The organism is Rhodomicrobium udaipurense JA643, from assembly GCF_000636015.1.
In the GTDB taxonomy this organism is placed as follows: domain Bacteria; phylum Pseudomonadota; class Alphaproteobacteria; order Rhizobiales; family Rhodomicrobiaceae; genus Rhodomicrobium; species Rhodomicrobium udaipurense.
The window spans coordinates 1-25,804 of record NZ_JFZJ01000014.1 but is presented as its reverse complement, the minus strand read 5'-3'; the positions used below and the strand labels follow the sequence as shown (position 1 = coordinate 25,804).

The window sequence follows — 25,804 nt, the reverse complement described above, 5'->3', positions numbered from 1 at the left end:
GCAGCGCGGCCTACCGCTGCTCGAAGCGGTGCACGAGAAGTCCAAGATCCGGGCTCGCTTCCTTCAGCGGGAAAAACCGGCGGAAACCGCAGTGTTCGTAGAACTGCACGGCGCGGGAGTTTGCCCCCGTCACCACATGGACGCCGGGCGAACCGGCTTCGATGCACTGATCGAAGAAGCGCGCGACCAGCAGCGAGCCGATGCCGTTGCCCTGCTGGCCTGGTTTCACGTTGATGTGGAAGTGCGACGGGAAATCATGAAGAGCGGCGCGGAAGTTCTTCGTGTAGAACGCCATGCCGTCGAGGATCGGACGAGATTCGTCGGAAAAACTGTCGAGGCACCCGGCCAGGTAGCCGACCGCGTGCCGCTCATTATCGAGCGCAATGAAAAATGACAGCGGCTGGAGGTCCAGATAATTGCCGAACCAGCGCTGATAGAACGCCTTCTTCACGATTGGCGAGTTGAACGCCGAGGTGTTCGCCGTCGCAAAAAAGATCTCCGTAGCTTCGGCCACAAGCCGGTCTCTCTCCAACGGATCGATAGCGGTCAGCGGATAAGTGATAGCCACGGCATGCCTTTCCGGAAACGCGAAGCGCCTTACTCGGCGGCCCGCGGCTCCCGCTGCAGGGCAACGCCAGCCTCTGAGGCGAGCCCTTCGCCCTTCTCGTTGATCATCTCGGGGCGAGGCATGGCTACGATGTTGTAACCCGAATCGACGTAATGGGTTTCGCCCGTGACGGCGGTGGAAAGGCCGGAGAGAAGATAAAGCGCGGCACCACCCACTTCATCGAGCGTTGGCGTGCGGCGCAGCGGCGAATGCAGCTTCTGGTAATTGAAGATGACGCGCGCATCGGACACGCCAGAGCCCGCTAGCGTACGCATTGGACCGGCAGACAGGCCGTTAACGCGGATGCCCTGCGGACCGAAATCCACGGCGAGGTAACGCACGGACGCTTCAAGCGCCGCCTTCGCCACGCCCATCACGTTGTAGCGCGGGACGACGCGAGTCGACCCGCCATAGGTCAGCGTAATCATGGAGCCGCCGTCCGTCATCAGCGCAGCGGCGCGCTTGGCGATCTCCGTGAAGGAGAAGCACGAAATCACCATGCTGTTGATGAAGTTGTCGCGCGTCGTATCGGCGTAGCGGCCCTTCAGCTCGTTGCGGTCGGAGAAGGCGAGCGCGTGAACCAGAAAGTCGATCTTACCCCACTTCTCCTTGAGAGTGTCGAAAACCGAATCGACGGAGGCCAGATCCACCACGTCGCAGGGCAGGATGATCTTACCGCCGAGGCTTTCGGCGAGCGGGATGACGCGGCGACCGAAGGCGTCGCCCTGATAGGTGTAGGCGATTTCAGCGCCCTGTCCGGCGAGAACGCGCGCGATGCCGTAGGCGATGGACCGTTCGTTGGCCACGCCCATGATGAGCCCGCGTTTGCCTGCCATCAATGGCCCCGGCTTTGCTACATCAAACCCAGTCATGAGATCGTGGCCTTTCCTGATCCGGCATGTGTCCGACGCCTCTAGGCGTCGTACCGGTTGAATATCAACGTCGCGTTGGTGCCGCCGAAACCGAAGCTGTTCGACATCACGCAATTCAGCTCGACGTTGTCGAGTCTCTCGCGAACAATTGGCATATCCGAGAACGCGGGATCAAGCTCCACGATATTTGCGGATTCACACACAAATCCGTTGTTCATCATCAGGAGGGAATAAATTGCCTCCTGCACACCTGCCGCGCCGAGCGAATGCCCGGTGAGGGACTTGGTGGCGGAAAGCAGCGGCGCTTTCGAGCCGAAGACTTCACGCACGGCTTCGATTTCCTTGAGATCGCCGATAACCGTCGAGGTCGCGTGCGGGTTGATATAGTCGACCTTGCGGTCGAGCCCCTTCATCGCGACGCGCATGCAGCGGGCCGCGCCTTCGCCGGACGGCGCAACCATGTCGTAGCCGTCCGAGTTGGCGCAGAAGCCGACGAGTTCGCCGTAAATATTTGCACCGCGCGCCTTCGCCCGCTCCAATTCCTCCAGCACGAGCACGCCCGCGCCGCCCGCGATGACGAAGCCGTCGCGGTTTGCATCATAGGCGCGGCTCGCCTTGGTGGGGGTGTCGTTGAAGTTGGACGACATCGCACCCATGGCGTCGAACAGCACCGACAGCGTCCAGTCGAGTTCCTCGCCGCCGCCCGCGAACATGACGTCCTGCTTGCCCCACGCGATCATCTCGGCCGCGTTGCCGATACAATGCGCGGAGGTGGAACAGGCCGACGAGATCGAATAGTTGATGCCCTTGATGCGGAACGGGGTCGCAAGCGTGGCCGAGTTGGTGCTCGACATCGCCTTCGGCACCTCGAACGGGCCGACCTTGCGGGGGCCCTTCTCGCGTGTCGTGTCGGCGGCGGCAACGATGGCGCGTGTGGACGGACCGCCGGACCCCATGATGAGGCCTGTCCGCTCGTTCGACACGTCCTTGTCTTCGAGGCCGGCGTCCGCGATGGCCTGCTGCATCGCGATGTAGTTCCACCCCGCGCCCGCGCCCATGAAGCGGCGCACCTTGCGGTCGATCGCGGCTTCCCAGTCGATGGTCGGCTCACCGTGCACCTGACACCGGAAACCGCGCTCGGCGTAATCTTTCGCCTTGACGATGCCGGAGCGCCCTTCACGCAAGGAGGCAACCACCTCCTTGGTGTTGTTACCGATGGACGAGATGATGCCCATTCCCGTGACAGCAACACGTCTCATGTCTTGACCCCACGTTGTCGCATTTGTTGAAAAGGCCTCGGCGCGATCCGGCTCAGCCAGCCGCCGCTTCAATGCCCACGTTCGCGTCGGTAAACAAGCCTACGCGGAGATCCTTGGCAGAATAAATAACCGTGCCATCGGCCTTGAGAATGCCGTCGCCGACACCGAGCGTCAGCTTGCGGCGAATGACGCGCTTCAGATCGACGATGTATTCAAGCTTCTTCACCGTCGGCACGACCATGCCCGTGAACTTGACCTCGCCGCATCCGAATGCGCGGCCTCGGCCCGGCGAGCCGCCCCAGCCGAGGAAGAAGCCCAGCAGCTGCCACAGACCGTCGAGGCCGAGGCAACCGGGCATCACCGGATCGCCCTTGAAGTGGCAGTCGAAGAACCAGAGGTCCGGGCGGACATCCAATTCGGCGATGACGTGCCCCTTGCCGTGCTCTCCAGCCGTCTCGGAGATGCTCGTAATGCGGTCGAACATCAGCATGGGCGGAAGCGGCAATTGTGCGTTTCCGGGCCCGAATAGTTCGCCGCGACCGCAGGCGAGCAAGTCCTCATAGTCGTAGCTGTGGCGCCGCTCGGACATATTTCCTCTTTAGATAGTCATTATGCCTGCTCGTCGGCAGGCCGTCGCTAAACTGTCACATACCGTAACTATCACACCTTTCGGTGCTCGCAACCCACGCCATCGTTGCGTTCAGACTTCCGGGGCCTTGGGCGGCGCTTGCGAGTTAAGGCGTCGCTACCTATACTACAAGGTGGAACGCGACGGAATGCCAAGTGATGCCTGACAATATCCCGGAACTCCCTATAGAAAGACTGCGCCTCACGGGCTTACGACCGACGCGTCAACGCGTCGCGCTCGCGGAGCTGCTGTTCGGGCGCGATGACTGGCATTTCACTGCCGAGGAGATCCACGCTCAGGCCGTGAAAAGGGGTGTGCCTGTCTCTCTTGCAACCGTTTATAACACGCTACATCAGTTCGTCGAAGCGGGCATTCTGCGCGAAGTCGCCATCGAAAGCTCGAAGACGTATTTCGATACCAAGATTAACGACCACTTTCATTTCTTCTTCGAAAAGAACGGCTCGCTTGTCGATATCGACACAGCCGACATCAAGGTCGAAAACCTACCGAAGCCGCCGCCCGGAACCGAAATCGCCCGCATCGACGTTCTCGTCAGGCTGGAGCCGAGCAGAAAAAAGGGCGGCTAGGTTGCCCGTCAAAATCGACGGCGCGTGCGATGCCTCGTCCCCATTCGATTTGGAGCGAAATCGTGCGCGACACGACCAATCACAGACCGGACCCTCCGAAGAACGTCTTCGGAGAGCCTCTGTCGCCCTGCTCGCTCTCGCCGCTGACCGGCTTTTTCCGCGACGGGTGCTGCAATACGAGCCCTGAGGATGTCGGATCGCACACCGTCTGCGTGGTGATGACCGACGATTTTCTCGCCTTCTCGAAGGCGGCCGGAAACGACCTGTCCACGCCCGTTCCCGATTTCGGCTTCCCCGGCCTGAAGGCAGGCGACCGCTGGTGCCTGTGCGCGGCGCGATGGGCGCAGGCTTTCGCGGCAGGGAAAGCCCCTAAAGTCGTGCTCGCGGCTACGCACCAGAACGCGCTGGACATCGTGTCGCTCGCCGACCTGAAGCGCCACGCGATCGACCTTTCGTAAACGGCGCCTGGCATTTCGCTCAGCGCGCCAGCAGCCCGCGATAGAAGTTCAGCTCCAGCTCAAGGCAATCGCGGATCGTTTCCGCCTGCCGAAAGCCGTGTCCCTCGCCCGCGAACTCGTGATACGCGACGGGCACGCCCTTCGCTCTCAGCGCGTCGGCGATGGCGAGCGATTGCGCCTTCGGCACGACCTTGTCTTCTGCGCCCTGAAAAAGGATGAGCGGCGTCTTGATCGCGTCGGCATGCGTGAGCGCCGACCGCGCGCGATAAAGGTTGGGGTCAGCCTCGACAGTCGCGCCGAGCAACGTTTCGAGATAGCCCTGCTCGAACTTGTGCGTCGTCTCCTGCAAGCCGATGAGGTCAGCCACGCCGTAATAGCTCGCCGCGCCGCGAAATGCGTTCGATGTCGCAATCGCCATCAGCACCGTGAAGCCGCCCGCGCTGCCGCCCGTGACGAAAACCGCGCAGGGATCGGCCAGCCCGCTCGCCGCCGCATATTCCGCCGCCGCGACCGTGTCCGCGACATCGGCGACGCCCCACGCGCCCTTGAGCCGGTCGCGATAGGCCCGGCCATAACCGACGCTGCCCGAATAGTCGAGGTCGAGCCAGCCGAAGCCGCGGGACGTGAAGAACAGCGTCTTGGCTTTCAGTCCGCGCAGTGCGGCGCTGGTCGGGCCGCCGTGGAGGCTGATGATGAGCGGCGGGGCCTCGCCTTCCGGGCCGCGCGCATCCGGGTTGACGGGCGAATAATAGAGGCCGTAGACCGGGCCGGAAGGGCTCGGGATTTCGAGGCGCTGCGGTGGCGCGATGAAGCCGGGGTCGATGACGAACGTCGAGCTTCGGCGGATGATGGCGGGCGCGGCGCCGTCCGCCTCGGCCGCGACGCAGAGTGCCTCGTCGTCAGCCATGGCGACGAACGCCGTAAGATCGCCGTCTCCCGATAACGCGCCAACCCAGGTGAATGGCGACGCGAGCGGCGTCAGCGCGCCGGTTTCGAGGTCGAACAGCGCGGCGCGCGTCTCGCCTTTGTCGACATAGGACAGCCGCGCCATGCCACCTTCGAGAAGCGCGTAGCTCGCCTGATTGAACACCCATAGCGGCAGCGAGAGGTCGCCGTCGAGCCGCGTGATCTGGATCGGCGCGGACGCCTCCATCCAACGCCACAGATTGCCCGCGCCGCCTGCGTCCCATACGAAGAGAAGCGCCTCGCCCGTCCATTCCGGCTGAAAGCACGCGGTTCCGCCGCCGCCCGCAACTTTCACCACGTCGGAAACCGCGCCATCCGCGTCGAGATGCGCGACGAACAGCTCCGCCGCGTCCCACGGCATGTGCGGCAGGTTCCAGGCGAGGTAAGCCAGAAGCGAGCCGTCAGGGCTGACGCGCGGGCTGGCGTAGAAGTCGTGCCCTTCGACGAGGACGCGCGGCGCACTCCCATCGAGCGGGATTGACCACAGCGCGTTGACCGGCTCGGTCGCGCCGTGCGTTTCGCCCACGCCGTGCGTCTCGCCGACCGCGACGAGGCGATTGCGACCCGTGTCGAGCGCCGTGTCGGCGAAGCGGGTGCTCGGCAGTTCGGTGAGGCGGCGCGGTGCGGCAGCGCCCCCGGGCGTCAGCTTGGCCTCGTAAATATCCTGATCGGCGTCGTTGACGAAATAAAGCGCACCGCCCGCCACCGTGAACTCGCCGCCGCCATATTCATGCACGCGCGACCGGGCCGACCATGGCGCGGGCAGAAGCTCCGTGACGCCCCCTGCGGCTGTCCAGCGTAGCACGGGCGAACGCCCTTTTTCAGCCGGGCGGCTCTCGCTCCAGTAGACCGCGCCGCTCTTCGCCTCGACCCGTCCGAAGCGCAACGCGCCTGCCGCGACCGCCTCGGCGGAGATCGGAGATGGCCAGTGGCCGAAGGGGAAAACACTGTTCTTCATGCTCACCATTTTCCGTTTGTCGCGGCGGCGTTCAGTCGGCTACCGAGCATGAGATTTAGGAAGCCGCAAGCTCGCCGCCAACGAGGCCCATGCGGTCGGAGTGCATTGACCAGCGACCGAGTCGACGCGCTTTCCGCAAAGGAAGCGCTGAGGCGATGAGAACGCGAGGCGATTGGGGGCAAGCCAGCCTCAAGCCGCCTCGCCCGTCAGCGCGTTCCGACCCGGCTCATAGTTGAGGATGGGCGCGAGCCAGCGTTCAGCCTCGGCGACACTCCAGCCCTTGCGGCGAGCGTAGTCTTCCACCTGGTCGCGCTCGATCTTGCCGACGCCGAAATAATAGCTGTCGGGATGCGAGAAATAGAGGCCGGACACCGAAGCGGGCGGCGTCATCGCATAGCTCTCGGTGAGCGCGATGCCAGTCGCTCGCGTCGCATCGAGCAGGTCGAACAGCGTCGTCTTCTCGGTGTGGTCGGGCTGGGCGGGATAGCCGGGCGCGGGCCGGATACCGCGGTATGTCTCGGCCAGAAGCTCATGCGGCGCAAGCGCCTCGTCGGCGGCATAGCCCCAGAACTCGCGGCGCACACGCGCGTGGAGATGCTCGGCGAAGGCTTCGGCCAGCCGGTCGGCCAGCGCCTTGACGAGGATGCGGGAATAGTCGTCGTTCGCGCGCGAGAAGCGCTCCGCGATAACATCCTCGCCGATGCCTGCTGTTACCGCGAAGCCGCCAACATAGTCCGCGATGTTGGTCGCTTCCGGCGCGATGAAATCGGAGAGCGCGATGTTGGCGCGGCCGCTGTCGCGCGCGATCTGCTGGCGCAGCGAGCGTAAGGTGGCGATGGTTTCGGTGCGGCTGTCGTCGGCATAGATGGCGATGTCGTCGTCTTCGAGCGAATTCGCCGGCCAGAAGCCGTAAACTGCGTTCGCGCGGAACCAGCGCTCCTCCACGATCTGCGTGAGCATCGCCCGCGCATCGCGATACAGCGACGACGCGGCGTCGCCATATTTGTTGTCGGTGAGGATGCCCGGATAGGTGCCCTTCATCTCCCATGCCGAGAAGAACGGCGTCCAGTCGATGTAGGGCACGAGCGTCGCGAGGTCGTAGTTTTCGAGCGCGCGCGCGCCGATGAAGGACGGCTTCGGCGGAACATAACCGTGCCAGCCGGGGTCGAAGCGATTGGCGCGGGACTGCGCCAGCGTACGACGCATTTTCGCCGCGCGACCGCGCTCATGCGCCAGCGCCACCTTGGTGTAGGTTTCGCGGATCTGGCCGATATAGGTGTCGCGTTCGCCGCCGAGCAGGCTCGACACCACGCCCACGGCGCGGCTCGCATCCGTGACATACACCGCCTGCCCGCGCGCGTAATTCGGCGCGATCTTGACAGCGGTATGCACCTGGCTCGTGGTCGCGCCGCCGATCAGAAGTGGCACCTCGAAGCCCTGCCGCTCCATCTCGGAGGCCACGAACACCATCTCATCGAGGCTTGGCGTGATGAGGCCGGAAAGGCCGATCACGTCGGCCTTGTGCTCGCGCGCGGCGTCGAGGATCTGCTGCGGCGGCACCATCACGCCGAGGTCGATCACCTCGTAATTGTTGCACTGGAGAACGACGCCGACGATGTTCTTGCCGATGTCATGCACGTCGCCCTTCACGGTGGCCATGATGATGCGGCCCGCTGCCTGCGCTTCCTCGCCGCCTGCCGCTTTCTCTTCCTCCATGAACGGCATGAGATAGGCCACGGCCTTCTTCATGACGCGCGCGGATTTCACCACCTGCGGCAGAAACATCTTGCCCGCGCCGAACAGGTCGCCGACGGCGTTCATGCCGCCCATCAACGGACCTTCGATCACGTGCATCGGACGGCCGAGCGAGGCGCGCGCTTCTTCGGTGTCGGCGTCGATATAGTCTGTGATGCCATGGATGAGCGCGTGCTTCAGACGCTCGGCGACCGACCGCTCGCGCCACGTAAGATCCGGCGCGGCCTTCTTCGAGCCACCGCCCTTGAAGCGATCGGCGGCTTCGAGCAGCCGGTCGGTGGCGTCGGCGCGGCGGTTAAGCACCACGTCCTCGGCCAGTTCGCGAAGCTCGGGATTGAGGTCGTCGTAAACGCCGAGCTGCCCCGCGTTCACGATGCCCATGTCCATACCCGCCTTGATGGCGTGGTAGAGGAACACGGTGTGCATCGCCTGCCGCACCGGCTCGTTGCCGCGGAACGAGAACGAGAGGTTCGACACGCCGCCCGACACGTGGCAGTGCGGCATTTCCCGCCGGATGCGCCGCGTCGCCTCGATGAAGTCGACGCCGTAATTGTTGTGGTCATCGATGCCGGTGCCGACAGCGAACACGTTGGGGTCGAAGATGATGTCTTCCGGGGAGAAGCCGATCTTCTCCGTGAGCAGCTTGAACGCGCGGCGGCAGATCGAGACCTTGCGCTCCTCGGTGTCGGCCTGGCCCACCTCGTCGAACGCCATCACCACGGCGGCCGCGCCATAGCGCATGACCTTCTTCGCATGGTCGAGGAATGCCTCCTCGCCCTCCTTGAGGCTGATCGAGTTGACGATGGGCTTGCCCTGCACGCATTTGAGCCCGGCCTCGATCACCGTCCATTTCGACGAGTCGATCATCACCGGCACGCGGCTGATGTCGGGCTCCGACGCGATGAGATGCAGGAAGGTTGTCATCGCCTTCTCGCTGTCGAGCAGGCCCTCGTCCATGTTCACGTCGAGGACATTCGCGCCGCTCTCCACCTGCTCGCGCGCGACCGAAAGGGCCGCGTCGTAGTCGCCAGCCTCGATGAGCTTGCGGAATTTGGCGGAGCCCGTGACGTTCGTCCGCTCGCCCACGATGATGAATTGCTGGCCTGTTCCGGTCATGTCTCGACTTATCCTTTACGCCTATGCGGCGAGCAAGGAACCTTGGTGAGGCCCGCGCGAAGTTTCAAGCGAAATCAGCGGCTGCGGTCATCGGCATCTGCGCGCTATGCTCGGAACAGCGACAAAGCGCTGCCTGCGCCGTCTTTCCTTATTTCAGCCGACGAATCCTGCGCGGGGCTTTTCGATGCCGCTTTCCGGCATGACGCCGCGCGGCCGCATATTGGTGAGCCCTCGCCGCCGCCCTTTTTTGTCCCATGACGCGCCGCTGCTTCTCAAGCCATGCCTGTTGTTGCCGGAAGCGGCGCTTCTTGCGCGTGAGGTTGCGGCCCTGCTTGTGCTTCAGCCGCGCGGCGAAACTTCTTCCTTCCTCGACGCTATTGTCGCTATCGGACGTCAGCCTTCGATGGCGCACCGGGATGGCGTAGCGATCACGGGGGAACGAATCAGGTCCGCCTGCATCCGAGAAGCCATCTGCGGCGCTATCAGCGAAATCGGCCGCCAAGGTTGCCGCCATGGTCGCCGCAATGCGGTGCGCGGCGAACGCTCCGTGGGGCGGGCAGCACACCCCTGCGCCCGTCGCGACCGCGATCACAACGACGAGCCGGCTCGCCAAATGTCGAATAGACTGCACTAGCGTTCTCCTTGGCGGCAAACAGGGCGATGCGATTCTGGCCGCAACAAGACAGCGTTTCCGCGCATCGTCGCGCGTCCTTTCGGACAGCAGGTTTTCGGAGTTGACAGAAAGCCGCGGCGCATTCATCGCCTTTCCAGGAAAGCTCCGGCTTCACACACTTTTTGCGCGAGTGTGCGACACCTCCTACGCAAATCATCTGACGGCTCCCCGGTCGGCGGAACGAACGAAGCAAGGCAGGAAAGGGCGTCGCTTCGTTTCCGAAGCGATGGCCTCAAACACGGAAGCGAGGCGCGCGATGACGATGCCCCAGTTTGCCGGCAACCGCCGTATCGCCAATATTTCCGCAACCGTCGCGCAGGCGTGGCCGAACCGCTACGACGTGGTTGTGTTTCTTGCGCTTGGCGCGGTGCTCGTCGCGATGGCGCACGGCGCAAAGACCATGCAGCAACCGCTGACGGGGCTTGCCGCGAACCCCGTCTCGCTCGATCCGGCGAACCTGCCGCAATACGCGCTGCTGACGACGCTTCGCATGTTCGCGGCGCTGGGCTTCTCGCTCCTGTTCACGTTCATCGTCGCGCCGCTCGCCGCCAAGAGCCGCAAGGCCGAACGCGTCATCATTCCCGCGCTCGACATCCTGCAATCGGTGCCGGTGCTGGGCTTCCTCACCTTCACCGTGGTCTTCTTCCTGAACCTGTTCCCCGGCAGCCAGATCGGCGCGGAACTCGCGGCCATCTTCGCGATCTTCACGAGTCAGGCGTGGAACATGACGTTCTCGTTCTACCAGTCGCTTAAGACCGTGCCGCGCGACCTCGAAGAGGTGACGGAGCAATTCCGCCTCACGCCGTGGCAGCGGTTCTGGAAGCTCGAAGTGCCGTTCGCGACGCCAGGCCTCGTCTGGAACATGATGATGTCGATGTCGGGCGGCTGGTTCTTCGTCGTGGCGTCCGAAGCGATCTCGGTCGGCGACACCACCGTCACGCTGCCGGGCATTGGCTCCTATATCGCGCTCGCCATTGAGCAGAAGAACATCGGCGCGGTGGCGTGGGCGGTCGGCGCGATGGGCGTGGTCATCGTCCTGTACGACCAGCTTCTGTTCCGGCCCATTGTGGCCTGGTCCGACAAGTTCCGCGTGGAACTCGTCGCATCGCAGAACCCGCCCGAATCGTGGGTGCTGAACCTGCTGCGCCGGACGCGGCTGATCCAGGCCGTGAACGGCCTTCTGGGCAGGATCGCGGGCTTGTTCGGTGGCGGGGTCAGCACGCTATCGCGCCATGCTCCCGAGCCTCGGATCGGGAAGACGGCGGGCCGGGCGCTCGACATCCTGTTCAATATCGTGCTGGCGGCGGTTGTCGTGTGGGCTGCGTGGTCGATCTACAGCTATGTCCGCGCAACGCTCGGCTGGTCCGACGTGGTGCAAGCGGTGACGGACGGCTGCATCACCTTCATACGCGTAATGGTGCTGATCGCCATCGCCAGCCTCATATGGGTGCCGGTCGGCGTCTACATCGGCTTGCGGCCGAAACTCGCCGAGCGCATCCAGCCGCTGGCGCAATTTCTCGCGGCCTTCCCGGCGAACGTGCTGTTTCCCTTCGTGGTGATGGGTATCGTCGCGTGGAAGCTCGATCCGAACATCTGGCTCTCGCCGCTCATCATCCTCGGCACGCAGTGGTATATCCTGTTCAACGTCATCGCCGGGGCGAGCGTATTCCCGCGCGATCTCGGCGAGGCGTCGGAGCTTTATCGCCTGAAGGGTTGGCTCTGGTGGCGCAAGGTGATGTTGCCCTCGATCTTGCCCTACTACGTGACCGGCGCGCTAACGGCGTCGGGCGGCTCGTGGAACGCGAGCATTGTGGCCGAAGCGGTGAGCTGGGGCGATACGAAGGTGGAGGCGCAGGGCCTCGGCGCCTATATCGCGGATGCGACCGCCGCGGGCGATTTCCACCGTGTCGTGCTGGGTGTGGGCGTGATGTCGGTGTTCGTCGTCGCGCTCAACCGCGTCTTGTGGCGACGGCTGTATGCTTATGCCGACCGCCGTCTTCGCATCTGAATCTGAAGCGACACCTTAGAAAAGAGGAGGGGGCCATGGGAGTTGTCACGCCGCGCAGCAACGGCCGCACGCCGCTCGTCGCCGTGCAAAACGTCCGCCACTTCTACAAGCGCGGGACGAGCAGCAACCTCGTCGTGCTGGAGAACGTGAACCTCTCGCTCTACAACGGCGAAATCGTCGCGCTGCTGGGGCGCTCCGGCTCCGGCAAATCCACGTTGCTCCGCATCATTTCCGGCCTCCTCACGCCGAGCGAGGGCGAAGTCTCGGTCGAAGGCAAGCGCGTGGACGGCCCTGCCGACGGCCTTGCGATGGTCTTCCAGAGCTTCGCTTTGTTCCCGTGGCTCACCGTGCAGGAGAACGTGGAAATCGGTCTCGAAGCGCAAGGCGTCAGGGCAGAGGAGCGCAAGAAGCGCGCGCTGGCGGCCATCGACCTGATCGGCCTTGATGGCTTCGAGAGCGCCTATCCGAAGGAGCTTTCCGGCGGCATGCGCCAGCGCGTCGGCCTTGCGCGCGCGCTCGTCGTCGATCCGAAGGTGCTGCTGATGGACGAGCCCTTCTCCGCGCTCGACGTGCTGACGGCCGAGACGCTCCGCACCGACCTTCTCGACCTGTGGGTGGAAGCCCGCATGCCGATAAAGTCTATCCTTCTCGTCACGCACAACATCGAGGAAGCGGTGCTGATGAGCGATCGCATCCTCGTCTTCTCGTCGAACCCGGGCCGCGTCATCGCCGAAATCAAGGTGAACCTGCCGCAGCCGCGAAACCGCGTGGACCCCGCCTTCCGCGCCATGGTGGACGACATCTACGCCCGCATGACCGCCAAGCCCACGGCCACACCCGCGCGCGGCGAAGGCATATTCCCCGGCACCGGCATCAACATGAGCCTGCCCGATGTGTCCACGAACACGCTCGCGGGCTTGCTCGAAACGCTCGCCGAGCCGCCCTTCAACGGCCGCGCCGACCTGCCGCCGCTCGCCGAGCGCGCGCAAATGGAGGTGGACGAGCTTTTCCCCGCCGCCGAGACGCTGCAACTGCTGCGCTTTGCCGAACTCGCTGAGGGCGATCTCAAGATCACCGACGCGGGTCGCCGCTTCGTGGATGCGGGCGTCGACGAACGCAAGGCGCAGTTCGCGCAGCATCTTCTCGCCTATGTGCCGCTCGTGGCTCATATCCGGCGCATCCTTGAGGAGCGTTCGAGCCGCCGCGCCTCGATCATCCGCTTCCAGGACGAGCTTGAAGACAACATGCCGGAGGACGATGCCGAGCGCACGCTTCACACCGTCATCAACTGGGCGCGCTATGCAGAAGTGCTTGCCTATGACGGCGAGACGGGGATGATCAGTCTCGACAATCCGGCATAAGGACGGCTCGCATGATCGCACTCGAAGCGCGAGGCATCACCAAGAGTTTCGGCGCCGCGCAGGTGCTGAAGGGCGTTTCGGTCGCCGCCGAAAAGGGCGAGGTGATTTCGATCATTGGTTCGTCCGGCTCCGGCAAGAGCACGTTCCTGCGCTGCCTCAATCTGCTGGAGACGCCGGACGCGGGCGAGATCGTCGCGGGCGGCGAGCATGTGCGCATCGAGCCGGGCCGGAAGCCCGACGCGCGGCAGGTGGAGCGGTTGCGCCGCCGCGTCGCCATGGTGTTCCAGGGCTTCAACCTCTGGCATCATATGACGGTGCTCGGCAATGTGATCGAAGCGCCGGTGCATGTGCATGGCCGCCCGCGCGCCGAGGCCATCGAGGAAGCGCACGCCCTGTTGAAGAAGGTGGGCCTCGCGCACCGCGCCGACGCTTACCCAGCCGAATTGTCCGGCGGGCAACAGCAGCGCGCCGCCATCGCCCGCGCGCTCGCCGTCCACCCGGACGCGATCCTGTTCGACGAGCCGACATCCGCGCTAGACCCCGAACTCGTGGGTGAGGTGCTGGCGGTGATCCGGCGGCTCGCGGATGAGGGGCGCACGCTCGTCATCGTGACTCATGAAATGGCGTTCGCCCGCGACGTGTCGTCTCGCACGCTGTTTCTCGCCGATGGCCGCATCGAGGAGGAAGGCCCATCGGTAGACCTGTTTTCCGCGCCGCGAAGCCCGCGCCTCGTTCAATTCCTCGAAGCTTTCCGGGCAGGCGGCTTTACGCGCGAAACTCCGCTGCCTACGTTAGAGAGCAACGGACTCTAACCGCCCGGCGAAAACCATGGTCAAAGCCCCTCTCACGCGCCTTCTGGCGCTTGTCTGCCTCGCTTGCCTTCTGCCGCTCACCGCCTCCGCCCAAACGAAAATCCGCATCGCGACCGAGGGTACGAACCCGCCCTTCAGCATCATCGATGCAAGCGGAGAGGTGACGGGCTTCGACGTCGATATCGCGAAGGCGCTATGCGCCAAGATGCAGACCGAGTGCGAGATCGTCGAGCAGGATTGGGACGGCATCGTTCCGTCGCTGCTCGCGAAGAAATATGACGCCATCGTCGCATCGCTCAACATCACCGAAGACCGCAAGAACGTGGTGGCTTTCACCAAGCCCTATTACCGCTCGCCGAGTGTGTTCGTGGTGCGCAAGGGCTTCGACGCGAAGGACGTTTCGCCGAAAGCGTTGACCGGCAAGCCCGTGGGCGTGCAGACGGCGACGAACCATTCCGCCTTCCTCGAAGACAAATATCATCGCTCCATCGTGCGGCTTTACAACACCGTGGCCGACGCCTATCGCGACCTCTCGGCCGGGCGCGTGGATTACGTGCTGTACGACAAACTCGCCGTTTATGATTGGCTGAAGTCGCCCGAGGGCCAGTGCTGCGAGATCGCGCCGACGGAACTCGCCGACGAAGCGTATTTCGGCTCAGGCGTGGGCATCGCGCTGCGGAAGGGCGATGACGCGTTGGTGAAGCGCTTCAACGACGCTCTCGACGGCATCGTTAAGGACGGCACCTACGCGAAGATCAACGCGAAATACTTCCCGTTCCCGGTGTTCTGACGCGCCCGCAGCTGCGGTGCCCGCGGAGGTGCTGCGCGGCTTGTGACTAAAACCGGCGCGCACTCTTGGCCGGTCGCGCCTTACGCGCCGTCTTTTTGAGTGCGTGGCGCGCGCGGGTCTGCGCTCTGCGCCGGCCTCGCGGCGTCCTGCGGCGTGCGTCGCGCGAGTTCCTGTGCCGCGCGCTTGGCGGCTGTTTCGAGCTGCGTTTGAGCCGAAGGGGCATGCGCTTCCGCTGCCTGAGTCGACGCCTGAGGGGCTACTGCTTGCGTCAGTGCAGCGCGTTGCCTCTCGCTCCGGGCCGGTGAAGGCGGTGTCGGTGAAGGCGATGAAGGTGCTGTTGCAGGGCGTTGTTGCGCTTGCGCCGGAGTTGGAGCGGGCCGAGCCGGGGCCGCAGGCGCTGGAGCCGCGGGAGCACCCGCAGCAGGGGATGCCTGAGCCGGTCGGTTACCCTGTGGCGCGGCCCGTGCGGGTTGCGCCTGCGTCGGCGCTGCGGCCTGTACGGGTTGCGCCGGTGCCGCGGCCTGTGCCCGAGCGTTTTCGGATGGCGCGGCGATCTGCGGCTCGGGCGCTGCCTTTGCTTCAAGGTTCGGACGGATGATCCCGAGCACCGGGCTTCCCGCCTCGGCGTAGCGTTCCACGGCGCGCCGGATCTGCTCCACCACAACTTCCATGTGATGGCCGCTCGCATGGATCATCCAGTCCGGCGATTGCGCGATGGCGACATGGCCTTTCCAGAAGATCAAGTCACCGCGTTGGATGGCGTCGAGGTTGTTCGGATCGAGCGCCTCGCCGAGGCTCGCCATCTGCATGTCGGTATCGCGCAGGCAATGCACGCCTGCCGCCTGCAACGAAACCTGCACGAGGCCCGAACAGTCGATTCCGAGCGTCGTTTTGCCGCCCCAGAGATAGGGCACACCGACCATGCGCTCGGCTACCCGCACGAAGTCCCGCGCGCGCTCGCGGATGCCGACCAGATGGTCGGCGAAAATGAAGCCGCCGCGCGATAGCTCAAGGAAGCGGCCATCCGCGCGGCTGATCGGCAGCACCGTCGTCGAGAAGCTCAGCTTCGTGATCGGCGGGCGCTTCATGTCCGGGATGGGATAGAGATAGGTGAGGCGCGCACTCACGCGGTGCGTGTTGTCCTCGACCAGCGACGACAGCGCGTCGAGCGGCATGTAGCCGACATAACCGTCTTCATGAAGCTGAACCCAGCCGAACCCGTCGCGCACCTCATAGAGCGTCGCGAGTTCGCCGGACAGCGCCTCGGTTGCCTGCTCGGCTTCAAATTTCGGCGCGACACGCACGGGCGCGGATGGCGCGGCAACCTGGCGCACTTCGCCCTGAACGTAGCGTTGCGCGCGCACGCGGTCTTGCAGCGATGCGGCGGCGAGGTCTTCCCGGTAAGCGTGAAGGCGAGGATCGAGCTGTGTCATGCGCCTCTCCCATATTCGTTGCGGATCACCTCGAACAAGGCACGCGCGCCTTGCGGCTCGCCTCCCATCGGCTTGCCGGGCAATGCGCGCGGCGTCCAGCCGAAAATATCGAGGTGCACATAACGTTTCGCGTTCTTCACGAAGCGCTTCAGGAACAGCGCCGCCGTGATCGATCCGGCTAGCGGGCTGTTCGAAATGTGGTTCACGTCGGCGACCTTGCTCTTGAGGTCGCGGTCGTAGGGCATCCAGAACGGCAGCCGCCACAACGGATCGCCAACATGCGCGCCCGCCTTGTAGACGGCGGCGGCGAGGTCTTCGTCTTCGGTGTAGAACGGCGGCAGATCCGGGCCGAGCGCAACGCGCGCCGCGCCGGTCAGCGTCGCCATGTCGATCATCAGATCCGGGCCGTCCTCGTCGGCATAGGCCAGCGCGTCGGCCAGAACGAGGCGGCCTTCCGCGTCGGTGTTGCCGATCTCGACCGTGACGCCTGCGCGGCTCTTGATGATGTCGCCCGGCCGGAATGCGTTGCCGGAAATGTTGTTGTCGGCGGTGGGCACGAGAACGCGCAGCCGCACCGGCAGCTTCGCGGCCATAATCATCGCGCCGAGAGCGATCACGCTCGCCGCGCCGCCCATATCCTTTTTCATCAGCGCCATTGCGGGCGATGGCTTGATGTCGAGGCCGCCGGTATCGAAGCAGATGCCCTTGCCGACGAGCGTCACCTTGGGGTGCTTCGTGTTGCCCCAATGGAGTTCGGCAAGGCACGGCTCGCGCGTGGAGGCGCGCCCGACGGTTTGCAGAAGCGGAAAGTTCTTTTCGAGGAACGCTGCGCCGCGAAGGATTTTCACCTCGGCCTTGAAGACGCGCGCCATGCTCGCGAACGCGTCCGCGAGGTCGGACGGGCCGAGATCGTTGGCGGGGACGTTGATAAGTTCGCGCGCGAACCACACGGCCTGCGCTCGGGCGATCACCGCCGCGCGGTCGACGCCTTCGGGAAGCACGAGCGCGCGGATGGGCTTCGGTGCGCGCGTGAAATAGCGTCGAAACTCGTAGGCGCCGAGAAGCCACGCAAGGACGGCGTCTTCAGGCGCGCCGGGAAAGTCTGAAAGCTCGTAGGTGCCCTCGGGCAAGATTGCGGGCAGCGCGCCGAGCGCGAGCGCTGAAGCGGGCGAAGGTTCCGCATCGCCAAGCGCGAAGATGACTTCGGCGATCCCCGTTTCACCCGGAAGAAGAGCGTGCGAGCCGGGCTTCGCCTTCCAGCTGATGGCATCGAGCCATGCCGCCTGCGCGGGCGTGACGAAGCGAGCGAAATCGTCGCGAAGTTCAGCGCCGGGAAGAGCCCGGATCTTGATGGCGCCCTTGTTATGGCTCGCCAGAAGCTCGGAAATGTCGTCGTGAATCGTTTCGTAGGAAATCGTCATGCCTTGAACCTATAGGGGATCGGCGGCGAAAATGCACCCCTATAACGTGCATAAGACTTGGCCGCGATCCGGACGCGAAAACGGCGGAGAAGGGCGATTTCGGTGCAAAAAAGCCGCTAAATTGAGGCGAGCCAGTCCGGCATCACGGCAAGGCCGCCCACGGCGATGGCAGCGCCATAGGGGATCGCCGTTGCACGGTCGCGCGTGTCGGCGTCGGAATGAAGGACGTCGCTCGCGAAATCGGCCGCGATATAGGCGAGCGCCAGAGCGCCACCGGCGAGAGCCGTACCGGCGAGAAACGGAAGCAGCGCATTCGGGCCGATCCAGAGGGATGCCACGGCCAGAAGCTTCGCGTCGCCTCCGCCGAGAAGGGAAGCCGCGAAAAGACCGTAGGCGCAGACGAGAACGAGAAGCGCGCACCCGGTGTGGGACGCGATCCGGGCGGCATCAAGCCCGGCGAGCAGCGCGAAAACGGCGAAGCAGGCGGCCAACACCAGCACAAGCCTGTTCGGTATCACGCGCGTCAGGAGATCGACGGCGGCGGCCCATACAAGCATGACGGGAAGGGCCGCCGCGACGGTCGACGTCAGGGACGATTCCATCGGCGCTCACCTGAACGGAGGGCTATTGCATCGTGTTGAACGAGCGCAGCATTTCGCGCACCCGCTCGAACATGATCTTCACCTCGTCGTTCATCTGGCCCGCGAGCGTGATGAGCGCCACGCAGAAACCGGCGGCGATCAAGCCAAGTTCGATGGCGGCCGCGCCCTGTTCGTCCATCCAGAATTCTTCAAGCTTCGCACGCATTACACACCTCCGACGATATGGACGCCGCCTCCATGGAAGCGGCGTCTCCCTGCACGTTAGGGGCACAAGATTTAACACGCATTTAATTCGATTTTCCGCGCAGTGGGTAACGCTCTGAATGGTTATCGCGAGGTTTAACAAGTCGCTGTGGGACGCGCGGCGCGGCTGTTCTGGGCCATGCGGAGCGGCTGCGGGCGCGCCGATGCGACGCGCGAAACGGCTGTTTTCCGATCAGCCAGGCTTGTGGATCAGGGGCAGGGCTTGGACGGCAGGAATTCGATGGCCGACAATTCACCGCTGAGCGCGAACGCGCCATAATCGAGCGTCAATTTCCGGCTGACACCGTTCGCATAGATGCGGAACGAGACCTCATAGGTCGGCAGGCCGTCTTTCTTGCCGTTCTGCTCATAGTAGCTGACCACCACGGGCCAGGACTGGATGCTGTCGAGAATTTCCGCGTTCTTGATCGTGGGTAGCTGCGCATTGGCGGCCAATTGCAGCGGCGCGCCGATCACGGTCGTGGTCTCGTAAATCTTCGTGCCCTTGTCGGAGCCGTCGAAAAAATCAGCCTGAAGCCGCGTATCTCCGGCCTTCGCCGCCTTCAGGATCGCGATGGAATGCTGCGTCGGGAAGTAGATGTTTCCGGGCAGCGTGAACGAGCCTTTCTTCGGCTTGTACAGCGTCACCGTCACGGTCTCACGGCCGCCCTGCGGCGCACGGACGGCGAGCCCGGACGTGGCGTCGGCCGGCTTCGGGCTCTTGTTCATGTACTGCGACGTGTTGAAGCGGAAGCGGCGGCCTTCGCCGTCCTCGACGCTTTCAGAGCGCGTGTCGGTGGTGCTCTGCTTGCCTTCGCGGTCGTAGATTTCCGTCACCAGCCGCGTGTTGAGCGTGTAGCCTTGGCATGCCGAGCCGGTGAAGTCGTAGGTCAACTGCCCACGGATATCGCTGATGTTCGAGCCCGCGCCGGTCCTGTCGAGCACGAGTTCGTACACGGCCCGATGAGGGGCGAGTTCGATGGCCTCGGCCGGTTTCTCTTGCGCCGACGCCGTGGCGCAGGACAACGCGACGCAGGCGGACAGACCGAGCCAGCCGGAAACCGCAGCCACTGCGGGCATTGTGAAAGACGTCATGAACGAACCACCGGCCGCTGTTTTGTAAGGTGCAGTCATAAGCGATATCGCGAACAATAACAGCCGTTATAGGGCAGCGTCGTTGCCCATCGGTTACGGTCTGACAAGCGGAAACGTCACCGCAATAGCCCAGGCGAAGGCGAGCGCGTTGGCGAGCCCCGCGACGAGCGGATCGTTCGTGCGCCGGTTCACCCAACCGCTGAACAGCCCGTAGATGACGAAGAACACGAAAATGATCGGAATGATGAGGATCAGGAAGAACAGCTTCCCGAAGTTTAGCGCGACGGCCAGCGCGAGCGAAGACAGGAACAGCGCCTTGGTCGCCGGGTAGCCGCCCGTCGCAGCACCGTGCCCGCGCGTCAGCCATTCATCCGCGAGGAAGAACAGGATCGTGCCGCCGAGCACCGCGAATAGAAGCGGCAGACGTTCCGCGATCGGGAAGAACGAGAGCACATAGCGGTCGAGCGGCAGGCCGAAGGCGAGGATGCTGTAGGCCGCGACGAGCGCCGCCGCGACGATGAACGCGACGTTGACCGACGGCCGCGCTATTCCTTCGCCGCGCGTCGCGATCCACAGCGCCGCCAGCGTCACGAGGCCGTAACAGGCGAAGTGCATCGCGATGTAGTCGCCGAGCACGACTGGCAGAAAGCCCGTCGGCATTTTCCACAAGATCAGCGGCGTCAGCAGCGCGGGCGCGACGGCGACGGGCCAGAAGCGCCGCCACGGCAGCCCCGCGCCGAGCGGCATCGGCGACACGCGCGGCAACAGCGACGCGAGCGGCCAGGCCAGCAGCGTCACGCCGAAGAACAGCGCGGCGATGGCGATGCCGCGATCCTCGACCGGCGCGCTGCCGCTCATCCCGAAGGCGCGGTTCAGCCAGTCGAGCGCGGCTTCCATGCTCGCCGCGCTATAGAGAACGCCGATGTGCTCCGCGCCGGGCGACAGCGTGAAGCGGCGCGCGGACCCGTCCGCGAAACTGCCGTAGATGACGCCGGGCTCGGCCGCGCCGCTCGACACCATGCCGACCACGCGGCGCGCCTCGTCATGCAGCATGCCGAATTCCGCCGCGCCGTCGATGGCGGCGAGGTTCTTCGGGCTCGTCGGCGTGACCACGGGCGAGAACATCGACACCGCGACCACCGCCGCCACCTCGGGATGCGCCTGCGCGAACCGCACGACGATATCGCTCGACATCGAATGGCCGAGGACGGCGATGCGGCCGTCGCTCTCGGGCAGCGTCTTCGCAAGCGCTGCCACCTCGCCCACTTGCGCCAGAAGCCTCGGCGTCGGCCCCTCCTCCACCTTCGTGATGTCGCCGCGCATCGGCTCCGGGTTGCGGCCGTGGCCGAGGCTGTCGTAGGTGACGGCGACGTAGCCATTGCGCGCGAGCGTGATCGCGAAGGGCTGCATGAGTTGCTGAGATCCCGCGAAGCCGTGCGCGATCAGCACCACCGGGCCTTTCGCGCTGCCCTCGGCCCGGAACACCGTCACCGGCGTGTCGCCCGCCTGCATCCGCGTCACGACGAGGCCGTGCGTCGCGCCTTCGAGCCGCCACAAGCCGAACGCGATGCAGGCAAGCGCGATTGCGGCGGCGATGATGCGGAAGGATGTCATGAGGGGACCGGATGCTTGAGGCTGGGGATCGCGCGCAACCTACTCCGATTGCGGGAATTCCGGCAAACGCGATATCGCCTGACCACCCTGTTCCGACACAAACCTATTCGGTATCGCGGATGCCGCTCGAATCTGGCACCCTCCAAATGATTTGGGGGATAAAATCATGCAGGTCTCGGATGTCTGGCTATCGGAAAGTTATGATATAGAAGAGGATTTTGATCATCGGACGATGTATTGTGAAGCCGATATAACCGACATGACCGGCTGGAATGCCCAGATTATTGCAGCCGAAATCAAGGATAAAAAATTTCCCGCCCCTTTAAACAAAAATACTCGGGCACCCATATGGAGCCAAGTCGAGGTAGATATTTATTATGCAAGCATGATCGCGCAGTGCCCTACGGATGAAGAAGCCGAAAAAATTGTACGGTACCGCGATTTGTATGACGAAGCCTACCGGGAAGCTTTATCCATCGAGAAACAATCGCCGACGTTGTCGGCTGACGCCTTCAGGAGACATGCGCACGCGTTAGCGGATCAGGCGGTTGACAAGATAAAAAAATCCGGAGCGTCTGAAGAAGAAGTTGAGGAAGCCTGGCAGCAACATTACGAGGAAGCGTTATCTGAATCTAAACAAGAGCACGACGCCTTTCTTGAAATGTCCGCCCATTGGAAGGCACGCCAAGCGATCCGTTGGCTCGAATAGGACTAAACGCTTTAAGCTCATATGGGGAGGAGGGCGATCAAGCAACCCGACCCATTCGCTTGATTCGGCAACATAAGCGTCTCCGATCCAGCGGCTATTCACGTGTCTTTCTGAGGATAATCTGATCCTCTTGGAACGACAGAACAGATGTATAGTTCTTGTGGACTTTCAGGAAGGCGTCTATCGCCTCATATGGACCCGGATCATTGGGCTTCAGTTTCAAATCTCGTCTCAGCTTGTCATCGAGAGGATACCGGCTGCAAATAATTATGCCATCCAGCTTGACGAGATTCCAGACGCCGACCAGATCGGCCAACATGGACACGCCTTTTCCGGACCCGTCTATAAATGCCAGATCAAACGAGTTCGATGGCAGTTCCTTGAGTTTTTCTGTGGAAGGTCCCACGAGCACTCGGAACCGGTCCGCCTCTCCTGACAAAGTGATGTTCGACGAAAACCTTTGAAAAATGCCCTTTTCCTCAAAGGCATCGATCACTGTTATTTTTGAAGTGGGATGCGTCAGGATGTTCTCCAAAACCCACAAGGCGGAGCGTCCCTCAAAAGCACCGATCTCAAGATAATTAATTCCCGGCTTACCCTTGAATTCTTCAAGAAGGCGCGTCCAGGACGGTATCCGACTATCGAACCAGTTCTTGGAAAATGTATATTGCCTTGATGACCACTTTGCTGCCGATCCGGGCGCATTCGCAAACGCGATTTGCGGCAATATACTTATTGCCAACACACACATTAACATCCGACGCAGAAACATATATTGCCCACCTTCGCCAAATTCGCGCCTGCCCGAAGCGGTGCGCTTGCGGAGAGAAACCGCGCGCCCGTTAACCTTTGGCGCGCCACCAACCAAGCCAAATCCCCTTGTCGCTGTCCAGTCCCCGCTGGCCGATAGCGGCGCCCGCGATGCAGAAACGCCTCACAATGGTGCGATGCAGCAATCGCGCCCTTGACGCACGCGCGCGAATACCACAGTTACCGCTTATGACCCTGCCGACGAACCATCCCCTGCGCATTGTCCTCAACGACGAGGTGCACGCCCGCACGCCCGAGGCGCTGAGCGCCCCGTGCCGCATTTCCTATCTCGCCTTCAAGACCGACGAAACCTCGCGCGGAGACATCGGCCGCAAGGTGCAGGAGCTTGCCGAGCGCTTCGGAAGGCCGGTTCCCGACGATAAGGCGACGCATTACAGCGAAAACTTCGGCACGTTTCGCTTCACCTATGAGCGGCACTCTGAGTTCTCGCGTTTCATGGTTTTCACCGAAGGCCCGAATGGCGAGCTGTTCGGCCATCCGGCGATCAAGGCGCTCCCCGAAGACTGGGTGGCGGGGCTGCCTGGCTCGCTGATCGTCGCGGCAAATGTCGAACTGGTGCGCGGCGCGGACTCGCTGCCCGATCCCGATGAAATCTCCTCGCGCTATTTCGCCGGGAATGTCCTCGTCGGCGCTAGCGTCGCCAGCGGCGCGGGCCGCGTCTTCACAGACTTCCGCATTCACGACGACGGCTTCACGCGCTTCCTGATGCAGGACATCTCGCTGACGCCGCGGCAGGCGGGCCGCCTCGCGCAGCGCCTCCTCGAAGTCGATAGCTATCGCATGATGGCGCTGCTGGCTTTCCCCGTGGCGCGCGATCTTTCGCCATTCCTGTCAACCTGTGAGGCGGAGCTTGCCCGGATCACGGCCGCGCTCGTCAAGCCGGGCGATATCAACGAGCCGGAGCTTCTGGAACGCCTGACCACGCTTCAGGCCGAGATCGAGAACCGCCGCTCCGTCAGCGCCTACCGTTTCGCGGCCGCCGCCGCCTATTACGACATCGTGAAGCATCGCATCGCCGAGCTGCGCGAGGGCCGCATCGAGGGCCTTCAGATGTTTCAAGAGTTCACCGAGCGCCGTCTCGAACCGGCGATGAGCACCTGCGCTGCAGCGACTGCGCGCCAGGAATCGCTCTCGACGCGCGTGGCGCAGGCGACGCAGCTTCTCTCCACCAAGGTGGACGTGACCCTCGAACAGCAAAATCAGGCGGTGCTCGCCTCAATGGACCGCCGCGCGCAGCTTCAGCTTCGCTTGCAGGAAACGGTCGAAGGGCTGTCGGTTGCGGCCATCACCTATTACATTGTGGGTCTTGTGGGCTATGGCGCGAAGGGCCTGAAGACGGCGGAACTGATCCCGCTCAACCCCGAGATCGTCATGGGTGCGTGCATCCCCATCGTCGCCGCGCTGGTATTCTGGGGCACGCGGCGCGTGAAGGCTCACATCGCGAAATAGGGCTATCGTCGCGTCGGCGAAAGGCGTCATGCCCGCGCCATTTCGTCGATGCAGGTTGACGGCATGAAAGACGCGCGCCCTTTTTTTCCTTCCTACACCAGAGCCGAGCAGATCGCCGACGCGGGCGTGCACGCGGCGGGCGTAACCTTCGCCGCAGTCGCGAGCGTCTGGCTGCTTGTCGAGGCGGCGGGTGCTGTGTCGGGCGCGCATCTCGCCGCCGTGATCGTCTATTGCCTCGGCCTCGTCGCCATGTTCAGCGCGTCGGCTGCCTATAACCTCGCGCCGGAGCGCCGCGCGAAGGAGCTGCTGCGCCGCGCCGATCACGCCGCGATTTTCGTCATGATCGCGGGGAGCTATACGCCCTTCGCGGTTGTCGTCGGCGGCGGCGCCGGGATCGGAATGCTGGTGGCGGTATGGGCCATCGCGGCGCTCGGCGTTTTCGTGAAGCTGCGCTTTCCGCGCCGGTTCGACAGGCTGTGCGTAGCGCTCTATCTCGCGCAAGGCTGGATCGTGCTCGCGGCGCTGCGTCCGCTGGTGCGCGCGCTGCCCGAGGACGCGCTGACGCTGCTCGTGGCGGGCGGCGTGGTCTACACTGCGGGCGTGCCCTTCCATCTCATGGAGTGGATGCGCTTCCACAACGTGATCTGGCACGTCTTCGTGCTGGCGGGCGCGGCGACACAGTTCTTCGCGATCCGCGCCGCTGTTTTTCCGAGTTAGTCAAAAATAAAGGCCGGGAACGCCCCGACCTTTGCATGAAATCCCCGCTCGCGCGATCAAGCCCAAGGGCGCGAAAGCTGCGACGTGGTTTCGTAAAGCTCGATGCTGTCGGCCTTCTGCATTGTGAGGCCAATGTCGTCGAGGCCCTCGATCAGGCACTTCTTGCGGAACGGATCGATGTCGAAGCGCACAACGCCGCCATCGGGGCCGCGAATTTCCTGCGCTTCGAGGTCAACCGTCAGCGTGGCGTTCGAGCCACGCTCGGCGTCGTCCATGAGCTTCGCGAGGTCTTCCGGGCTGACCGTGATCGGCAGGATGCCGTTCTTGAAGCAGTTATTGTAGAAGATGTCGGCGAACGAGGTCGAGATCACGCAGCGAACGCCGAAGTCGAGCAACGCCCACGGCGCATGCTCGCGGCTCGAACCGCAGCCGAAATTGTCGCCCGCGACGAGGATCTTCGACGCGCGATAGGCGGGCTTGTTCAGCACGAAATCAGGGTTCTCGTTGCCCTGCTCGTCGAAGCGCATTTCGTAGAACAGCGACTTGCCGAGGCCGGTGCGCTTGATCGTCTTCAGGAACTGCTTCGGGATGATCATGTCGGTGTCGATGTTGATCAGCGGAAGCGGAGCGGCGACGCTCGTCAGCGTGGTGAATTTTTCCATGGCGTTTATTCCTTTTCCTACCCTTTAAGCGGGAGGCGCGCTGCAAATCAAGCGGGTTGGCGAGAGGATGCACCGGACCAGACGCGCGGGCGGCGCTTGCCCCACGGCGCGGCCTGCTCCAGTTCACGCGCGAGGCGAAGAAGAAGGTCGTCATCGCCAATGCGCGCGGCGAATTGCA

24 protein-coding genes are annotated in these 25,804 nt (G+C 63.6%); 9 read left to right on the top strand and 15 right to left on the bottom strand.

Translation table 11 applies throughout. The annotated features are described in order from the left end of the window. Nucleotides 1-10: 10 nt before the first annotated feature. The 4 genes from T281_RS03965 to fabA are packed head-to-tail and all read right to left on the bottom strand — an operon-like array spanning nt 11 to nt 3,327. Nucleotides 11-568, bottom strand: a complete 558-nt coding sequence (locus T281_RS03965) for a GNAT family N-acetyltransferase (protein ID WP_037234582.1) — start codon at nt 566-568, stop codon at nt 11-13. A 29-nt stretch (nt 569-597) separates the two neighbouring features. Further along, complete coding sequence (fabI, locus tag T281_RS03960; protein WP_037234579.1) at nt 598-1,479, bottom strand: enoyl-ACP reductase FabI; 882 nt, start codon at nt 1,477-1,479, stop codon at nt 598-600. 41 nt (nt 1,480-1,520) lie between these two features. Then, entirely contained in the window at nt 1,521-2,738 is a 1,218-nt protein-coding gene (gene fabB / locus T281_RS03955; protein ID WP_037234575.1) for a beta-ketoacyl-ACP synthase I, read from the bottom strand. A gap of 52 nt (nt 2,739-2,790) precedes the next feature. Further along, nucleotides 2,791-3,327: a 3-hydroxyacyl-[acyl-carrier-protein] dehydratase FabA gene (gene fabA, locus T281_RS03950; protein ID WP_013420192.1), complete on the bottom strand. Its 537-nt coding sequence runs from the start codon at nt 3,325-3,327 to the stop codon at nt 2,791-2,793. Between the two features lie 197 nt (nt 3,328-3,524). Here fabA and irrA point away from each other — a divergent pair, with 197 nt between their 5' ends. Continuing rightward, nucleotides 3,525-3,953, top strand: a complete 429-nt coding sequence (irrA, locus tag T281_RS03945) for an iron response transcriptional regulator IrrA (RefSeq protein WP_037234571.1) — start codon at nt 3,525-3,527, stop codon at nt 3,951-3,953. A gap of 62 nt (nt 3,954-4,015) precedes the next feature. Continuing rightward, complete coding sequence (locus T281_RS03940; protein ID WP_013420194.1) at nt 4,016-4,411, top strand: DUF2237 family protein; 396 nt, start codon at nt 4,016-4,018, stop codon at nt 4,409-4,411. A gap of 19 nt (nt 4,412-4,430) precedes the next feature. Here T281_RS03940 and T281_RS03935 read toward each other — a convergent pair whose 3' ends face one another. From T281_RS03935 to T281_RS03925, 3 genes are all read right to left on the bottom strand, one after another. Next, nucleotides 4,431-6,335: a S9 family peptidase gene (locus T281_RS03935; protein ID WP_162173109.1), complete on the bottom strand. Its 1,905-nt coding sequence runs from the start codon at nt 6,333-6,335 to the stop codon at nt 4,431-4,433. A 189-nt stretch (nt 6,336-6,524) separates the two neighbouring features. After that, the gene (gene metH / locus T281_RS03930; protein WP_081796582.1) at nt 6,525-9,206 is read right to left on the bottom strand and encodes a methionine synthase; all 2,682 of its coding nucleotides are present in this window, start codon (nt 9,204-9,206) and stop codon (nt 6,525-6,527) included. A gap of 148 nt (nt 9,207-9,354) precedes the next feature. Continuing rightward, on the bottom strand, nt 9,355-9,966 hold the full coding sequence (locus tag T281_RS03925) for a hypothetical protein (RefSeq protein ID WP_155955085.1): 612 nt from the start codon (nt 9,964-9,966) through the stop codon (nt 9,355-9,357). A gap of 169 nt (nt 9,967-10,135) precedes the next feature. Between T281_RS03925 and T281_RS03920 the strand changes: the two genes are divergently transcribed. From T281_RS03920 to T281_RS03905, 4 genes are read left to right on the top strand one after another with little or no spacing between them, the layout of a single operon-like run. After that, nucleotides 10,136-11,887: an ABC transporter permease gene (locus tag T281_RS03920; RefSeq protein ID WP_245269144.1), complete on the top strand. Its 1,752-nt coding sequence runs from the start codon at nt 10,136-10,138 to the stop codon at nt 11,885-11,887. Between the two features lie 35 nt (nt 11,888-11,922). Then, on the top strand, nt 11,923-13,248 hold the full coding sequence (locus tag T281_RS03915) for an ABC transporter ATP-binding protein (RefSeq protein WP_037234565.1): 1,326 nt from the start codon (nt 11,923-11,925) through the stop codon (nt 13,246-13,248). Nucleotides 13,249-13,259: 11 nt separating this feature from the next. Next, on the top strand, nt 13,260-14,060 hold the full coding sequence (locus T281_RS03910; RefSeq protein WP_037234563.1) for an ATP-binding cassette domain-containing protein: 801 nt from the start codon (nt 13,260-13,262) through the stop codon (nt 14,058-14,060). 16 nt (nt 14,061-14,076) lie between these two features. Then, a complete protein-coding gene (locus T281_RS03905) occupies nt 14,077-14,850 on the top strand; it encodes a transporter substrate-binding domain-containing protein (protein WP_037234562.1) in 774 nt (257 codons plus the stop codon). An 80-nt stretch (nt 14,851-14,930) separates the two neighbouring features. Here the strand turns inward: T281_RS03905 and T281_RS19280 are convergent, their stop codons facing one another. The 6 genes from T281_RS19280 to T281_RS03875 form a co-directional block, all read right to left on the bottom strand. After that, nucleotides 14,931-16,283 (bottom strand): C40 family peptidase, encoded by a 1,353-nt coding sequence (locus T281_RS19280; protein WP_081796581.1) that lies wholly within the window; start codon nt 16,281-16,283, stop codon nt 14,931-14,933. Next, nucleotides 16,280-17,704 (bottom strand): leucyl aminopeptidase family protein, encoded by a 1,425-nt coding sequence (locus tag T281_RS03895; RefSeq protein ID WP_037234559.1) that lies wholly within the window; start codon nt 17,702-17,704, stop codon nt 16,280-16,282. Before T281_RS03895 ends, T281_RS19280 begins: the two co-directional genes overlap by 4 nt. A 116-nt stretch (nt 17,705-17,820) precedes the next feature. Further along, complete coding sequence (locus T281_RS03890; protein ID WP_037234558.1) at nt 17,821-18,306, bottom strand: A24 family peptidase; 486 nt, start codon at nt 18,304-18,306, stop codon at nt 17,821-17,823. Nucleotides 18,307-18,328: 22 nt separating this feature from the next. Further along, on the bottom strand, nt 18,329-18,511 hold the full coding sequence (locus T281_RS03885) for a Flp family type IVb pilin (RefSeq protein WP_037234556.1): 183 nt from the start codon (nt 18,509-18,511) through the stop codon (nt 18,329-18,331). A gap of 248 nt (nt 18,512-18,759) precedes the next feature. After that, nucleotides 18,760-19,644 carry a cell envelope integrity EipB family protein gene (locus T281_RS03880; protein ID WP_037234553.1) on the bottom strand — a complete coding sequence of 295 codons (885 nt, stop codon included), beginning with the start codon at nt 19,642-19,644 and terminating at the stop codon, nt 18,760-18,762. A gap of 93 nt (nt 19,645-19,737) precedes the next feature. After that, on the bottom strand, nt 19,738-21,258 hold the full coding sequence (locus tag T281_RS03875) for an alpha/beta hydrolase (RefSeq protein WP_037234551.1): 1,521 nt from the start codon (nt 21,256-21,258) through the stop codon (nt 19,738-19,740). 166 nt (nt 21,259-21,424) lie between these two features. Here T281_RS03875 and T281_RS03870 point away from each other — a divergent pair, with 166 nt between their 5' ends. Next, nucleotides 21,425-21,967: a hypothetical protein gene (locus T281_RS03870; protein WP_037234548.1), complete on the top strand. Its 543-nt coding sequence runs from the start codon at nt 21,425-21,427 to the stop codon at nt 21,965-21,967. A gap of 94 nt (nt 21,968-22,061) precedes the next feature. On the opposite strand, the gene T281_RS03865 is transcribed toward T281_RS03870, so the two are convergent. Further along, a complete protein-coding gene (locus tag T281_RS03865; RefSeq protein WP_155955083.1) occupies nt 22,062-22,835 on the bottom strand; it encodes a class I SAM-dependent methyltransferase in 774 nt (257 codons plus the stop codon). 131 nt (nt 22,836-22,966) lie between these two features. Between T281_RS03865 and T281_RS03860 the strand changes: the two genes are divergently transcribed. Together T281_RS03860 and trhA are read left to right on the top strand one after the other, a co-directional pair. Then, the gene (locus T281_RS03860; RefSeq protein WP_037234544.1) at nt 22,967-24,247 is read left to right on the top strand and encodes a DUF3422 family protein; all 1,281 of its coding nucleotides are present in this window, start codon (nt 22,967-22,969) and stop codon (nt 24,245-24,247) included. A gap of 63 nt (nt 24,248-24,310) precedes the next feature. Beyond that, the gene (gene trhA / locus T281_RS03855) at nt 24,311-24,964 is read left to right on the top strand and encodes a PAQR family membrane homeostasis protein TrhA (RefSeq protein WP_037234615.1); all 654 of its coding nucleotides are present in this window, start codon (nt 24,311-24,313) and stop codon (nt 24,962-24,964) included. 56 nt (nt 24,965-25,020) lie between these two features. Here trhA and leuD read toward each other — a convergent pair whose 3' ends face one another. Beyond that, nucleotides 25,021-25,626 carry a 3-isopropylmalate dehydratase small subunit gene (gene leuD, locus T281_RS03850; protein WP_013420213.1) on the bottom strand — a complete coding sequence of 202 codons (606 nt, stop codon included), beginning with the start codon at nt 25,624-25,626 and terminating at the stop codon, nt 25,021-25,023. Nucleotides 25,627-25,804 lie beyond the last annotated feature (178 nt).